Source organism: Bacillus sp. REN16 (assembly GCF_020731355.1).
Taxonomy (GTDB): domain Bacteria; phylum Bacillota; class Bacilli; order Bacillales; family Bacillaceae_L; genus Ferdinandcohnia.
This window is the reverse complement of sequence record NZ_JAJFZK010000036.1, coordinates 1-14,971: the sequence shown is the minus strand read 5'-3', so window position 1 is coordinate 14,971 and position 14,971 is coordinate 1. Positions and strand designations below refer to the sequence as shown.

Here is a 14,971-nt window from a genome sequence, read left to right as displayed (position 1 = left end):
ATTTATCCTAATTCTTGCCAAGGAGGATTGTTTTGAAACCTATTTACACAACTTTTTCCGCACCGTCATTTTAGACTGAAGTGTTTTACTTATTTTTTATTTTGTAAATTTCTCTGGAGTGTTCAGAAATCATTTGATCGTAGTATTCAAGATCCTTTTTTGTAGCCATAGTAGATTTGATGTCTTTGACATCTGAAGTAAGAGTATCAACCTTAGATTCAAGGTTATCAATTCTATCGTTTGTTTCTGAAATTTTAACGTTCGTAGCTGCTACTGTACTGATTAATTGGTGTAATAAGTCAGCCTGTCTCTTTTGTTCATGATCCAGGTGATCTACCTTTTGATCCAGGTTACCTACCTTTTGATCCAGGTTATCTACCTTTTGATCCAACTTATCTACCTTTTGGTCCAAAGTGTCAAGTTTGTCCAATATTAACTGAAGAGTTTTTTCCAACATGCTCACCTCCTTCTTTCATCAGTATACCAAAAAAATCATTTCAAGCACCATATAAAGTCAAAATTCGACCCCAATATTTTAAAATATGAATAACTTTAAACATGTGAATAGTAATCAACATCCTTTAGTGCCTGAATGGGAGTGCCTGACCCCAGTGTGGTAATGTGTTAAAACGCTGGGGGTCAGGAACCTTTACTAGCTCGAAACCTCTGAAGGTGTACAAATCCCCAAATATTGCCCTATATATGGCGCATGTTAATTTATCAAAACAGGAAAGTGTAGGTTGACAATATACACTAATAGTGTAAAATTACACTAAGGAAATGAAGTGATACTAGGGGTCAGTAACCATTATCGCATCATCGACGAAATGAATTTTTGTTGGTTCAGCTCGTTTGATAAAAATGAAGTATTGGAACGCTTCGATGAGTTATGTTCACTTTAGGAGTTATAAAAAACAAATAGGGGGGATAGCATGAAATTTTTCGGTTCGATCTTGACTGTTATCGTTTTGGTTTTTTGGGATTCATCGCAACCATTATCGCGTTACTATCAAGAGATGCAGAGTTCTACACAACTTTTATACCAGTCCTCACCATTGGCATCATCATCACGATTATTCTAGCAATCTATGGAAAATTGAAACTGAAGATCCTGAAAATATCCGCGATTGTTTTTATTAGTTTATGTGCAGTTTCTATCATTGCTTTCGAAGGCTATCAAGCTTATGAAAAATCTCTCGAAGTCATCAGCACCCAAGATGTTGATTTAGAAGAGTATCGACCGTTTGTGGAAAATACAAAGGCTGTTTCATTAGAGGAGCCCCCTACATTTTACATAAAAGAAAATCTTCCGAAGCTAGATGGGGCAACTGCCTTGTATCCCGTGTATTCGGCATTTGTTCAGGCGGTGTATCCGGAAAAAGAATATCCGTTATGGGATAGCGAGGTTGTATCGAGTCAAACAGGTAATGCCTTTGACTATTTGGTGAAGGGAGCAGTCGACTTAATCTTTATTGCAAAGCCCTCGGAAAATCAAATGAACGCCGCGGAGCAACAAGGCGTTGAACTGACGCTAACTCCGATTGGACGTGAGGCGTTTGTGTTCTTTGTACATGCAGATAATCGAGTTGATACACTCACCATTGAGCAGATTCAAGGTATTTATTCTGGAAAAATAACAAATTGGAAAGAAGTTGGAGGAAAGGATGAGAAGATCCGCGCTTTCCAGCGACCTGAAGGAAGTGGCAGTCAATCTGCGCTACTTAGTGTTATGAACGGAATTCCTCTAATGGATCCACCTACGGATGATATTGTATCTACGATGGGCGGAATTATTAAAGAAACAACAAATTACCAAAACCGGACAAATGCGATTGGCTATTCCTTCCGTCACTTTTCGCAAAACATGGTGGACAGTGGAAAAATCAAATACATTGCGGTTGAAGGGATTCTACCAACAAAAGAAAATATTCAAAACGAAACATACCCAATCGTCGACTCCTTCTACGCCATCACAGCCGGAAGCAACAACCCAAATATCCAGGGCTTCCTCGAATGGATGCAATCCGAACAAGGCCAAGAAATTGTCGATAGAACAGGATATGTGCCAGTTAGGTAAAATGGGGCATAAAAAAGGGAAAGAAGGGGCCTAACCCCAATATCGTACAAAAAGGATGCAGATCAAACTCAGCAATTTACATTTGAAAATAGTATTTAGACTATTAAAGGGACCAACCGCAGTCTGTGAAAACACACACACTAAGGTCGGTTCCTTATTTTATATTTCCTCATAAGGAGCACGTTGAGTGTATGATAAAAATCTTATGTCCGTGGAACAATCTGTGGAACAAGAATTTTCGGGTTGTCACTGTGACAGTTGTTATGCCAATCGAAAGTGGTTGGGAAGTGTGGGGAAAGTCTTTACCATTGTATTCAGATTTCGCAAACGATTACACACAAAGTGATTAGATAATAACACCCTGAATATTCAGTCAACTAGACCAGATAGGTCATGATATTTGTAAACGCTAACAACTTTGAGTATAATATTAATGAAATATAGATAATAATAGAGAAGGAATTTTAGGGGGAATGGATATGGAAGCAAAGCAAACAGTATTTGTCAATGAGTTTACTAATGGGATTTTAGATCCTAATAATAAAATGCTTGGACCTGTAAAGGATGGTGGGTACATTGTAGCAAATACTGCTCCCGGGTGCTGGGGACCGATGATAACACCTGCTATTCGCGGTGGTCACGAGGTAACCAAGCCTGTTTTTGTAGAAGGAGCAGAAGTAGGAGATGCTATTGCTATTAAAATCAAGTCAATTCGGGTTACTTCAGCTGCTACTGCTTCAGGGAATGACGCGCCTGTTGAGGGAAGGTTTTTAGGGGATCCATTTGTTGCAGGAAAATGTCCTCAGTGCGGTACTGTCAACCCTGATACTATTATTGAAGGAATTGGCCAAGAAGCGATTCGCTGTGCAGAATGTGGAATAGATATAGTCCCATTTTTATTTACCAATGGTTATACCATTGCATTTGATTCCAATCACAATGTAGGTGTTACTCTACACAAAGAGGCAGCTGAGGAAATTGCAAGAGAAGGACGTTCCTACATGGCAATGCCTGATCAATCGATACAGAATCCAATAGTAACAATTGCACCGCATGATCTAGTTGGAACGGTTGCAAGGTTACGCCCATTTTTAGGACAACTTGGAACAACTCCTTCCAGACCGTTCCCAGATTCTCACAATGCGGGGGACTTCGGACAAGCCCTATTGGACGCACCGCATGATTACAAGGTAACAAAGGAACAATTAGAGGAGCGAACTGACGGCCATATGGATATTAACCGGGTCCGGGAAGGTGCTGTTTTGATTTGTCCTGTTAAAGTGCCAGGCGGTGGTGTATATCTTGGGGACATGCACGCAATGCAAGGTGATGGTGAAATAGCAGGACATACAGCCGATGTAGCAGGTATTGTGAATCTCCAGGTTAAGATCATTAAAGGACTAAAAATTGATGGACCAATTCTTTTGCCTGTAGAGGAAGACCTCCCTTATCTTGCAAAGCCTATTACAAAAAAAGAGAAGGAAATTGCACTAGGAGTGGTTGAACAATGGGGAGTTAAAAAGTTAGAGGAGTCCCTGCCTATTTCCTTTATTGGTACGGGTGCTAATTTAAATGAAGCAACGGAAAACGGTTTAAATAGGGCGGCAGAGGTTTTTGGCATCTCTGTTCCAGAAGTAATGAACCGTGCAACCATTACAGGTTCAATTGAAATTGGCAGACACCCGGGTGTAGTAACTGTCACCTTCCTTTGTCCGGTAGAATATGTAAACAAAATTGGTATTACAGAACTTATAAGGGATCAATATATCAAATCTTTATAGTGTTATTTTGATAATAAAATAGAATTTAGCCCTGCTTTCTTTTTGAAGGTTTGGGCTATTTCTATAAGTACGAAAGGGATATAATCTTCCAACAAAAGTTTTGATGCTAGACTAAAAAGTAGACACAGATTGTTATAATATATATATCAACTATAACGAGGTGTGTCTGTATGGCAAGAGGTAAACGATACGATGAAGCTTTTAAAATTGAAACAGTAAAGTATATCAGTGAGAACAATAAAGCTGTAGCTCAGGTAGCTAGAGAAATTGGTGTCAATGAGAATACTGTACATGGCAGGGTGAAAAGGTATGGTCAGCAACCAGAAATTAAGGCTGTAAAATTTTTTTCATCAGAAGATGCTGAATTAAAGGCCCTTCAGAAGGAAATACGCGATCTAAAGGAGGAAAATGAAATCTTAAAAAAGGCGATGCACTACTTCGCGAAAAGCCCTCGGTAAAATATGAATTTATTCATGAAAACCGCTCCCAATTCCGAGTGGAGAAGATGTGCAGCGTTCTGGGAGTTTCCAAAAGTGGATACTTTAAATGGCTAAAACGACCGAATAAAAGGGCCTGACCCCCATTGTACTAAAGCGTTAGCGCACTGGGGATCAGGCCCTGCTCTTCTAGTTAATTATTCTACTTTTAATATGCATATGACTGGGAAAGAATAGCCAAAATTATATAGAGTGGTTATTCTTTCATATGTTTAATTTCAATGTATTATAAATAAACCTTTTCACAAAAGGGATGCAAGTAATATTAATTAATTTTATTCTTAAAACACTAATTCCAAATTTTAAATATCATGGCCATTCGGTTTATTAATCAAGTAATATACAAAGGAGCTAATAAAGTTTACGATAGCGTTCTTGATATGAAAGAAGCAGAATGTGACGTTATTGTAGACTTTGCTGGTTTTGGACAAACAACTTCTGATGCACTGGAAGCTGTAAGACCAAAAGGAACAGTTGTCATTGTTGGTATGGGTAAATTAGAATCTAATATCAATACTTACTTAATGATTACAAAGGAAATTAAGCTTTTAGGAAGCAATGGTGGATCAGTAGAAGACTTAAAAGGTGTATATGATTGCTTCGCTACTGGAAAAATGAATCCAGCTCTTATCACAATCCCGTTTGAAGAAGTCGACAAAGGGATTGAAAAACTGAAAAATCATGAAGTAAAAGGACGCTTAGTAGCTGTCTTTGAATAAATGAAAGTTTTCTTTATTAAGTTGAGGTTGGGATAAACAACCTAAGATATGAAAAGCCTGTGAAATTGTAATGTAAATTTCACAGGCTTTTATTTTTTTGCACACAGATCTAAAAATATCCTACTAGCAAACAAAGTAAATTTGAATTCACCCCCATTTTTTATAAGCAAGGAAGACTTAATCCAAAGGAATACAGTGAAACCTTCACAATTTTTACATTAAATAGAGAGATATATCATTTACATGATAGGAGTTTAGTATTACATTTAATTATGGTTAGAAAATAATAATGTATTCATTAGTAATATAAGTAGTTGGTGTGAAATATTAGTTTTTAGAAGATAGACAGGTAGGTAGAGAGGCTGAAAGAAATACGATGCGTTTAATAAATATTAATAGATGTAAACCCGGCCTAGTATTGGGTAAACCTATATACAATGACAAAGGATCCGTTTTATTAGCAAAAGGAACAAAACTTACAGAAATCTATATAAAGAAGCTAGAAAACTATAATGTTTATACGATGTATATTGTGGACGAATTATCAGAAGGAATTGATATTATAGAAACATTCCCTGAGGAGCTACGAGTTGAGGCAGTTAACAGGATCTCAGAAGAGCTTCATACAATTGCTGATTTGAATACCAGCAAACCAACACTCCAAGGTATGATTAATTCAGCAAAAGCTATAAAAAGTTTTCAAAAAATCTTTCGAGATATTCTACATTCGCTAACCGATAATAAAACAGCATTAAATCTCTTAGCATCTACAAAGGTTTATGATAACTATTTATATTCCCACAGTTTAAACGTTGCCATATATTCTTGTCAATTAGCTCTAGCTAACGGTTTGCCTCTAAAGCAGGTGGAAGAGATTGGACTAGGTGCAATATTACATGATGTAGGTAAATTATCAATACCACTCGAAATCCTTAATAAACCTGGAAAATTAACGAATGAAGAATATGAGCAAGTAAAATTACATTCCTCCGTAGGGTTTGATATACTCAGAAAAATTCATGAAATTCCTTTACTCGTGTCCCATTGTGCACTACAACACCATGAAAGGGTTGATGGGAAAGGATATCCACGAGGCTTAAAAGGAGATGAGATTCATCATTACTCAAAAATAATTAGCGTTGCGGATGTGTTTGATGCAGTTACAAGTCATCGTTCATATCGGGATCCTTTCCTTCCTCATAAAGCAATGGAGCTGCTATATAGTGGGAGCGGAATACAATTTGAAAATAAACAGGTTGAATTGTTCAAAAGTGGAATTGCGATCTACCCTGAAGGAATTACTGTAAAGTTAAGTGATGGTAGGGAAGGGATTGTTTCAAAGTATAATTATAACGCGATTGGAAGGCCAGAAGTACGAATTATTAAGGATGAAGAAAATCAAGAAACTAAACCATATGAAATTGATTTAGCTTCATTTGATAATTTAAGTATAGAAATTATAGAAGCAGATGCATTACTTTAAAGAATAGATAATTGTAACAGCACCTATCCTACTCGTTGGGGTAGGTGCTGTTGCTCATTTGTTTGTCTCTCAGTTTTCTCAAGTTAATCAATAATGATATCATCATAATATACGGAGGGCGATTAGGATGGAAACGATAATTTTTGATGTCGATGATACATTATATGATCAAGCACAATCTTTTCATAAAACGGTGAGGAAGCTTTTTGAGGCGCCATTTTCAGACGAACAAATCGATCAATTATATAAAGCTAGTCGTAGGTATAGCGAGATTTTATTTGATCAGAGTGAAGCAGGAGAAATATCCCAATTTGAATGGCAAACCGGACGAATCATGGCTGCCTGTAAGGATTTTAACATCCCTATCGATACGGAAAAAGCGACTATTTTTCATGAAACGTATGTGACCGAACAAAAAAACATTACCTTGTTTCCAGAAGTCGAAGAACTGCTAAATGATCTTTACAATGAAGGGAAACAGCTTGGGATTCTTACAAATGGTGAAGAAAAACATCAACTAATGAAGATTAAACAGCTGGGCCTTAGCCGGTGGATTCCGACAGAGATGACGTTTATTTCTGGTGCGATTGGTCATGCAAAACCGAAAAGAGAAGTATTTGATTTTATTAAACAGAAACTGGCCCTTGATCAAACCAAAACCGTGTATATCGGGGATAATTTTGAAAAAGATATAATCGGAGCAAAACAAGCAGGGTGGCAAGCAATCTGGATGAATCATCGTAAGAAAGATCTGCCGACTTACGCTACCTTTAAGCCAGATAAAGAAGTACATAGTGCCAAGGAATTATTAGAATTATTTGCGAAAATGGCTTAGGACGTTATGGAAGGAATCAGGGATTGTATGTATTGATACAGAGCGGTGGGGAAATAAAGGTTATGTAGATAAACAATTTATGGTTTTAGAAAGTAGTGAGTTAGTTTTGGGAGATAGCCCAAAAGAATAATTAAACCTTGTCTATCTTCCCGTGATACAATCTGTGAAATAAGAATATTTGGGTCGTCATCGTGACGAGTACTTTAAATCTGTATTACTAAAAGCATTTTCAAAATTCCAAAATTGGCATTGACTTCCAAACGTAGGTGTTGTATATTCAGTTTAATCAAATAATAATTTCTTATCCAGAGAGGTCTAGGGACTGGCCCGATGACGCCTCGGCAACAGGCTTAATAGCACTGTGCCAATTCCATCAAGCTAAATGCTTGAAAAGATAAGAAGAGATAAATGTGTTCGGATATTTAACCTCTTCTTATAATGAGAAGAGGTTTTATTTATGACTTCTTTTGGTTTTGCTAGGTTATAATCTGATGTTAGCGTGGCAAGATCATCCTTATGAAATGATGTATTCAAAACCAAATAAGTATGCCCATTAGTCAACTAAAGGCATCAATCTATTCATACTGAATGGACTGATGTCTTTTTTTTATAAAAAAGAACATGGAGGAGATTTTAATGTCAAAAAATAAGTTGGAACAAGAAAAAATTGGTGGAATTCATTCCATTCCAGAGCTTGCGCCTCAATGGAAAAAGCTAGATTTTGCTGAGATATTAAAAAGAAAGGCTGCATTTGTTTCTGTAAGCCAGAATAAATCCCTATATGAATCATGGGGTGCCCAAGGCCAAGAGAATCATCGGGAAAGAGGGAGTTTACCAGCGACAATTAAGGTTGTGCAAGCGGCAAGAAGAGCAAGTAATTTTGTTTCTTTTAGTTGGGTTGGATATAGCGTGTTTCGCGAAGACTACCCACAAACAATATTTGATAGGGTTCAATACGAAACTTGGATTGAAAATCTCAACTTTTCAAAAGAAAAAAAAGAAGAAGATAATGAACTGGTTGCTGAGTTACAGGAACTTGTAAGACCAGGGGATCTACAATTCAATGAAATTGCATTACAATCTGCATTTTTTGGCACACCACTTCCTTTAGAATTAGCTCGCAAAAATGTTGAAGTCATTGTGTTTACAGGAATTCATCTTGATTGGTGTGTAGAAGGAAATGTTCGATTGGCACGTGACAATGGTTACCTACCGATTGTAATTGGGGATGCAACTGGCTGCCGTTATCCTGAAGAGGAAGCAGCCGCACTACAACGGATCAATAATTATTTTGCGCCAGTCATTTCGGCCGAGACATTCGTCAATCTTTTGGCACAGCCTGTATTCTGATAGATACAGTTAGTTACCATTGGATAATATAAAGCTCTTTTATAATCATTAAAACCATATAGAAAAACCTCTATCTTTACGTAATTGAAGATAGAGGTCTATATTTATTTGAATACATAAAGGGTAGTGGAGGTTCAGAATCGATGGAATAATTAGCCTCCTATTATTAGTAAAATGAAACAGTTCCTCTTGATTTTTCCATTTTTGACTTCTTAAGAAAAAAAGTAGTTGACATGTCAAATAAATATATGATATTATTAAAAATTTGATAAATATATATATGTATGCTAAGGTTAAGGAGGTTACTAAATACGGAGGTGGATTATTTGTTTCAAATTGGCGATAACATTATTTATCCAATGCACGGAGCAGGTATTATTAAAGCCATAGAAGAAAAGGAAATCTCAGGGGAGAAACAACAGTATTATGTCATAAAAATGTTAATTGGTAATATGCAAGTCATGATTCCTACGAGTAAAGTATTGAATTCAAGGATACGCCCTGTTACTGACGTACTTGCATTGAAGAACATCATACACATTTTTCAGCATGGTGAAACCGATAGACTACTGCCCTGGAAACAAAGGTATAAAATGAACACGGACAAAATAAAAACGGGCAAAATAGTAGAATGTGCTGAAGTTGTACGTGATTTAATGCGTATGAAGAAAGAAAAAGTACTTAATACAAGCGAAAAGAAAATGTTAGATAACGCACATGAATTTTTGATTACTGAACTGGGATTAATTAAAGGGATTACTGAAAATCAAAAGAAAAGTTTCTGTTAAGCTTAATTTGATAATGTGTGACATCTCCCGAAAATATCCTAAATTTTTGGGGAATTCTTTTATATTATAATTAAATCTATTCAAAGACATTCAACTTCTTCAGCTCACCTTGGAGCATTAACCTCTTATGTTTTTTCTACATTCTAATTCATTTTTATTACTTACAGTTTTTTTTCGATCGTTTGGAATTTCATCAAATAACTCGATAAAAATAGTCACTTGATTTTTGTGATCCTGATTCACACTGGCACGGACAAGGAGCCGTAAGGATGAAAGAGAGGTAGGGCTTTCATTGTTTTAGGTATTAAGTGATTATATGACAGACAAGTATGAATAAAATTTTTAACCTTTAATGATATTCAAGTGTATATATGTAAGATAATTTTGATCACGGTGCCTGACCCCCAGTACGGTAAAGTTTTACTGTATCGGTGGTCAGGCACCTTTTTCCAAAAGAAAGCGGTTCAGGGCGATTTCAATCTTGTTTTATCACCCTTAATTTTAGCCAAATGTGCATGGGTATTGCAGATGAAGCGTTACGGATATTCAAAAACGAACATGCAAATAATTTTACCCAATTTATTTTATCTCCTGGTATAAAGTCACTGGAGGAAGAAATAACACATAAAACTCTTCAAGACTTTAGTCAACTCGCCAGGCGATATTACATTTGCAATTAAATCTAAAAACCTTATATTAATAATAAGGAGGTGCGATATGAGACGCGATATACAACCTAATGAACAAGCTTTCTCAACTAAGGAAGTGGCAGAAAAAGTGGGGATTGCAACACCCACTGTCCGAAAGTATGGCCAAATCTTAGAACATAATGGGTATGAGTTTTTAAAAGATGGTGATCGGCGAATTTTTGTTCACTCTGACATCGAAGTGCTTATAGCGTTACGCGATACGGATAAGTCTCTAGACGATACAGCTAAAGACCTTGTGGAACTACAAAAAGATAGATTAGAAGAATCCAATGAAACAAAAATTGCGATAACCAATACATATGAAAATTTGCCTGAAGATCCAAATCAATTAAAAGAAATCTTTATGTTTTTGGCTAATGAACTCGCAGCTACACGTGAAATGAATGTCCAGCTGACAAACGATATGATGGAGCTTAATACAAAGGTTTCGCGACTTCAGCAAGAGCATCATATTATTAGTTCTGCTATTGGAAATTCATCGCAAAAAACGAATGCTAAAATTGAAAAATTAACTGAACAACAAAAGACCCATTATGAAACATTGCTTCAACAAGAAAAACAAAAATCTGAACTTTTACAAAAGGAAATACAAAATATGCGGGATGAACAGAAAAAGGAATGGAATTCACAAAATGATTTCAATAAACGATTAGAAGAAGCGATACAAAAACCCAAAGAAAAATGGGGAGGAATCTTCTCGATATTCCGAAAATAAGATGACTGATTGGACGTTTTATGCACAAAATAAAGGGTTAAACGGCTCTTTTTTTGTATCGATGGGCGATATGCCTAGCGATTGAAAGGAGCTGGCCGTTATTTTGTGGTCCGTATCGCTAGGCGATATGAGTTATGAAATGTAAGCGATCCGTGTATCTTTGTTAATTCTAACTTCGTACTCGCATAGCGTTACGCGATACGCACAAGTTGCATACAAAAAGAGAGATTAGAAAGAACCCTGATACAGAAAATGCGATACAAGATATCATGAAAATTTATCCCTTGCCCCCAAAAAAAATCATTTTTTTCAAACTTTCAACAAAATTCCCGGGAAATATCTACAAATTATGTGCTGATATCGACAAATGGAGTACTAAGCCATAGTGTTAAATCACTTGGGGTCAGGCCCCAAATACACAAATACAACTGAAGGGGATGCACATGACAACAACGAAAATGTATTTCAAAGAATGGCAGCATGCCCTGCAGCTAGAGATTAATCATTTAAAAAAGTTTGGCGGAAGCCGCTATTCAGTAACGAACGGAAGACTGTTATCCAACGACAGTCCCTTTAACTATTATTTTGATACTGCATTCCCTCTAAGGATACCGGTTAACTCCTCTATAAAAATAGAATGGGGTGCGATGAAAAGCAGCGGGAAGGTGCTTTCCTCTGAAGGAAAGGGAATTATTCTTGCATTGGAACATAGCTTTGGAGACCTCATCCCGGATGCCTATCTTCTTCATGACCCATGGGAATTGCTTGAACAGTTAATAGAACGTTTGGATGAAATCAAAAAAAGCAAACAAAAGCGGTTACGGGTAAAGAGATTAATGAATCCTTCCATGGAAACGAAACATCCAAAGGAGAAGATTAAGAGTAGTGTTCATGAATTGATTTTGAGATCAAAATACAACCCTGCTACATTTGTTTGGGGGCCACCAGGTACCGGAAAGACGTACACCTTAGCCAGAACCGCAGCTAACAAATATTTTCAGAAGAAAAAAGTATTGATTTTATCACATAGTAATCAAGCAGTCGATGTATTGATGAGGGAAATGACAGATTTTATAAAAAGGAAAGAAAGATTCAAAGAAGGGGATGTGCTTCGCTACGGTGGAAATATAGGGGAATCGCTGTCTTCCCATCATGAAATTACCACAAATCAGCTTATTGAAAAGCAGGACCCACTCCTTGCAAAGGATAGAGAGCGGCTGGTTGAAGAAAGGTACCACTTAAAGCAAGATCTGGCCACTTCATTCAGTAAACGAGATTCGGATCATCTTCTAGAACTAGAAACGAAGTTTTCTAAGATACTTGAGAAAATCAGAAGGAAAGAGATTCAATTAGTTAAAGATGCCTTCGTTGTTGGTGCGACACTTGCAAAGGCAGCGAGTGACAGTGCGATTTATGAATCGAATTACGATATCGTCATCCTTGATGAAGCCAGTATGGCCTATGTACCCCAAGCCGCTTTTGCTGCATCCTTGGGAAAGCGAGTTATTATTTGTGGTGATTTCATGCAATTGCCTTCGATTGCAGCTAGCCGGGATCCACTCGTGGCCGAATGGCTGAAAGAGGATGTCTTCCATAAGGCTGGTGTAGTGGAATGGTTACATAATGGGAAGCTTCACCCTCAGCTATTTTTATTGAAAGAACAGCGCAGGATGCACCCCGATATTTCAGCGTTTACCAATCGGTATATCTATCATTCCCTAGTTGAAGATCACGAAAGTGTTTATAAAAGCAGAAATCATATCACTTGCCTTCCCCCTTTTAAAGGGCAAGCTTCTGTGCTTTTGGATACAAGCTTTACTGGAATGAATGGTGTGAGCGATAGAACAACGAATTCTAGATTCAATCTATGGCAACTACTGCTGTCTTTTCAATGTATTCATGAAGCATATATAAGCGGCGCTACATCAATCGGGTATGTGACACCATACCGTGCCCAAGCTAATCTTATGGAACTGCTTCTTGAAGAGATCTATGTGAAGGAGCGTAGCGGAGCAGATATAATCGCAGCCACTGTACACCGATTCCAGGGGAGTGAACGTGATGTGATGATATTTGATACGGTTGACAGTGCACCGCAAGATCGGCCAGGTATGCTAGTCACTGGCAAGGACAGTACGCGCTTGATTAATGTTGCCATTACTCGAACGAAAGGAAAATTCATTCAGGTCAGTGACAGAAACTTTATCGAAAGGCATATTTTTAAAGGGAAAACGTTAAGACAACTTGTCGACCATCAGGCCCGGAACAATCAAACGGTCACAATGAATGAGATTGGTTCATGGGTTCGAAACCAACACCCAAAGTTAAGATGGATTCATGCGCGCAAGGTAGATGTTATTTTTCAAGATTTGAGATCGGCAAAGTCATCGATTACCATCTGCCTGCCGGAGGGAATCAAGCTTTCAGAGGAATGGAATCAGCAATTGGTAAACAGAGAAAAACGAATAAAATTAACGGTTATTTCCAATCAAGATTGTGCCAAGTGTGATGTTTGGCTAGACAAAGACTTTTCATATCCATTTGTGATAATTGACGATCAAGTATTGTGGCTGGGTCTTCTGTTCGAAGGCGTAAAAGGGGTACAGCCCCCTTATGTGGCAGCCCGACTAAGCTCGAGTAAAGTATGTGAATATTTGTTAAAACAGATGTAGTTCGACGTCTGAGATCGGAAAAATGCAGTACTGCAAGGCGTTACCACATTGGGGATCCGGATCTTTTTTGCAAGACTTCACTTCATTAACCACCTTTGTTATAATTGTTATAATGATTATAACAGAGGTGAGTATAATGAGTTTACCTGAACGGAAAATAACGAAAATCGGGAATTCGTATGGTGTAACTATTCCAAATGAATTACTAAAGAAAGCCGGTTTACATCATGGAGATGACATTCAATTAGAATTTGTAGATGGTGTGATTCAAATTTCAAAAAGCAGAAAAGTTCCATTACCAGAAGGGATTTCAGAAGACTTTTTCGATACAATACAGGAAACAATGTCTACGTACGATAAAACAATAAAAGGGTTAGTAGACCGTTGAGATATCTAACAGAGCAAGAAGTAATTGCCGTTAACTACCTACTAATCGATCGTTATTCACCAAATGAGCCTAAAGGTTTAAAAGATATGAATCTGCTAAATTCAAGCATTGAACGACCAAAACAAACAGTGTTCGGTGAAGATGCGTATGTTGCTATTTTTGAAAAGGGTGCAGCACTTTTTGAATCAATTGCGAAAAATCATTGCTTTCTCAATGCAAATAAACGAACTGCATTTGTTTGTTTAGTTCAATTTTTATCTTATAATGGTTATCGATTTGCTATGGATCCAAAAGAAGCTGAGGACTTTGTAGTTGATGCTGTAACACATCAATATGAGTTTAATGATATTGTTAAGATAATTAAAGAGCACAGTATTTTAAAATAGGAAGGCAGATAATTAAAGGAACTGACCTCAGCGTGCAAACGGACCACACTGGGGGAGGTTTCTTTTTTTATGTTTCTGCATAAAGCGCAGGTTGAGACAGTCTTTTTGCTAGAGTTGAAATAAGCTTGGAATCAAGGTTATATTTTGGTAGAGTTGCAGAATATGAACACGAAATTGAATTTCATGAATTAGTAAAAAATATGGAGAATCTACTGGAGGAACCGGTTAGGTCTTGGCGGTTTAATGGCAAAATGGTAAAACGAGTGGGCTTAGTCTGTGGAAATGGAGGGCCAACCGCTTGCCTTGAGGAAGCGGTTGAAAATAAATGTGATGTATACATTACAGGTGAATGTAATCTATATACGATTCAATATGCGCAGTTTAAAGGGATAAATCTGATCATTGGGAGTAATACTTTTACAGAATTCTTTGGAATTGAAAGTTTAGCATTGAAGTTGAATGAGAACATAAAGGAACTTGAAGTAGTGAGACTTAATGAAGTACTGTTATTGCTATCCCATAATGACTGAAAGTTGACGGTATTGCCTGTCCAGAATTTGACGAGTATAA

Annotated in this window: 15 protein-coding genes and 1 riboswitch; of the genes, 14 read left to right on the top strand and 1 reads right to left on the bottom strand. The window is 37.2% G+C overall.

Annotated elements, in window-relative coordinates:
* Nucleotides 1-85 precede the first annotated feature (85 nt).
* Nucleotides 86-457, bottom strand: coding sequence for a hypothetical protein (locus tag LKW28_RS22165; RefSeq protein WP_229142598.1), 372 nt, complete (start codon nt 455-457; stop codon nt 86-88).
* A gap of 519 nt (nt 458-976) precedes the next feature.
* On the opposite strand from LKW28_RS22165, the gene LKW28_RS22160 reads away from it, so the two are divergent.
* The 14 genes from LKW28_RS22160 to LKW28_RS22095 all read left to right on the top strand — a co-directional run bounded on the left by LKW28_RS22160 (nt 977) and on the right by LKW28_RS22095 (nt 14,931).
* The gene (locus LKW28_RS22160) at nt 977-2,077 is read left to right on the top strand and encodes a PstS family phosphate ABC transporter substrate-binding protein (protein WP_229142597.1); all 1,101 of its coding nucleotides are present in this window, start codon (nt 977-979) and stop codon (nt 2,075-2,077) included.
* A 191-nt stretch (nt 2,078-2,268) separates the two neighbouring features.
* Entirely contained in the window at nt 2,269-2,427 is a 159-nt protein-coding gene (locus tag LKW28_RS22155) for a hypothetical protein (RefSeq protein WP_229142596.1), read from the top strand.
* Nucleotides 2,428-2,556: 129 nt separating this feature from the next.
* Nucleotides 2,557-3,858, top strand: coding sequence for an acetamidase/formamidase family protein (locus LKW28_RS22150; RefSeq protein ID WP_229142595.1), 1,302 nt, complete (start codon nt 2,557-2,559; stop codon nt 3,856-3,858).
* 170 nt (nt 3,859-4,028) lie between these two features.
* On the top strand, nt 4,029-4,316 hold the full coding sequence (locus LKW28_RS22145; protein WP_229142594.1) for a transposase: 288 nt from the start codon (nt 4,029-4,031) through the stop codon (nt 4,314-4,316).
* Nucleotides 4,317-4,666: 350 nt separating this feature from the next.
* Nucleotides 4,667-5,074, top strand: coding sequence for a zinc-binding dehydrogenase (locus LKW28_RS22140; protein WP_267498112.1), 408 nt, complete (start codon nt 4,667-4,669; stop codon nt 5,072-5,074).
* Between the two features lie 376 nt (nt 5,075-5,450).
* Nucleotides 5,451-6,557 (top strand): HD-GYP domain-containing protein, encoded by a 1,107-nt coding sequence (locus LKW28_RS22135; RefSeq protein WP_229142592.1) that lies wholly within the window; start codon nt 5,451-5,453, stop codon nt 6,555-6,557.
* Nucleotides 6,558-6,684: 127 nt separating this feature from the next.
* A complete protein-coding gene (locus LKW28_RS22130; protein ID WP_229142591.1) occupies nt 6,685-7,392 on the top strand; it encodes an HAD family hydrolase in 708 nt (235 codons plus the stop codon).
* 298 nt (nt 7,393-7,690) lie between these two features.
* A riboswitch (SAM riboswitch) is annotated at nt 7,691-7,793 on the top strand.
* Between the two features lie 235 nt (nt 7,794-8,028).
* Nucleotides 8,029-8,742, top strand: a complete 714-nt coding sequence (locus LKW28_RS22125) for a cysteine hydrolase (RefSeq protein ID WP_229142590.1) — start codon at nt 8,029-8,031, stop codon at nt 8,740-8,742.
* A 326-nt stretch (nt 8,743-9,068) separates the two neighbouring features.
* The gene (locus LKW28_RS22120) at nt 9,069-9,530 is read left to right on the top strand and encodes a CarD family transcriptional regulator (RefSeq protein ID WP_229142589.1); all 462 of its coding nucleotides are present in this window, start codon (nt 9,069-9,071) and stop codon (nt 9,528-9,530) included.
* A 717-nt stretch (nt 9,531-10,247) separates the two neighbouring features.
* Nucleotides 10,248-10,955 (top strand): hypothetical protein, encoded by a 708-nt coding sequence (locus tag LKW28_RS22115; RefSeq protein WP_229142588.1) that lies wholly within the window; start codon nt 10,248-10,250, stop codon nt 10,953-10,955.
* 443 nt (nt 10,956-11,398) lie between these two features.
* Nucleotides 11,399-13,627, top strand: coding sequence for an AAA domain-containing protein (locus LKW28_RS22110; protein ID WP_229142587.1), 2,229 nt, complete (start codon nt 11,399-11,401; stop codon nt 13,625-13,627).
* A 136-nt stretch (nt 13,628-13,763) separates the two neighbouring features.
* On the top strand, nt 13,764-14,015 hold the full coding sequence (locus tag LKW28_RS22105) for an AbrB/MazE/SpoVT family DNA-binding domain-containing protein (RefSeq protein WP_229142586.1): 252 nt from the start codon (nt 13,764-13,766) through the stop codon (nt 14,013-14,015).
* On the top strand, nt 14,012-14,401 hold the full coding sequence (locus LKW28_RS22100; protein WP_229142585.1) for a type II toxin-antitoxin system death-on-curing family toxin: 390 nt from the start codon (nt 14,012-14,014) through the stop codon (nt 14,399-14,401). Before LKW28_RS22105 ends, LKW28_RS22100 begins: the two co-directional genes overlap by 4 nt.
* A gap of 125 nt (nt 14,402-14,526) precedes the next feature.
* Nucleotides 14,527-14,931, top strand: a complete 405-nt coding sequence (locus LKW28_RS22095; RefSeq protein ID WP_229142584.1) for a Nif3-like dinuclear metal center hexameric protein — start codon at nt 14,527-14,529, stop codon at nt 14,929-14,931.
* Nucleotides 14,932-14,971 lie beyond the last annotated feature (40 nt).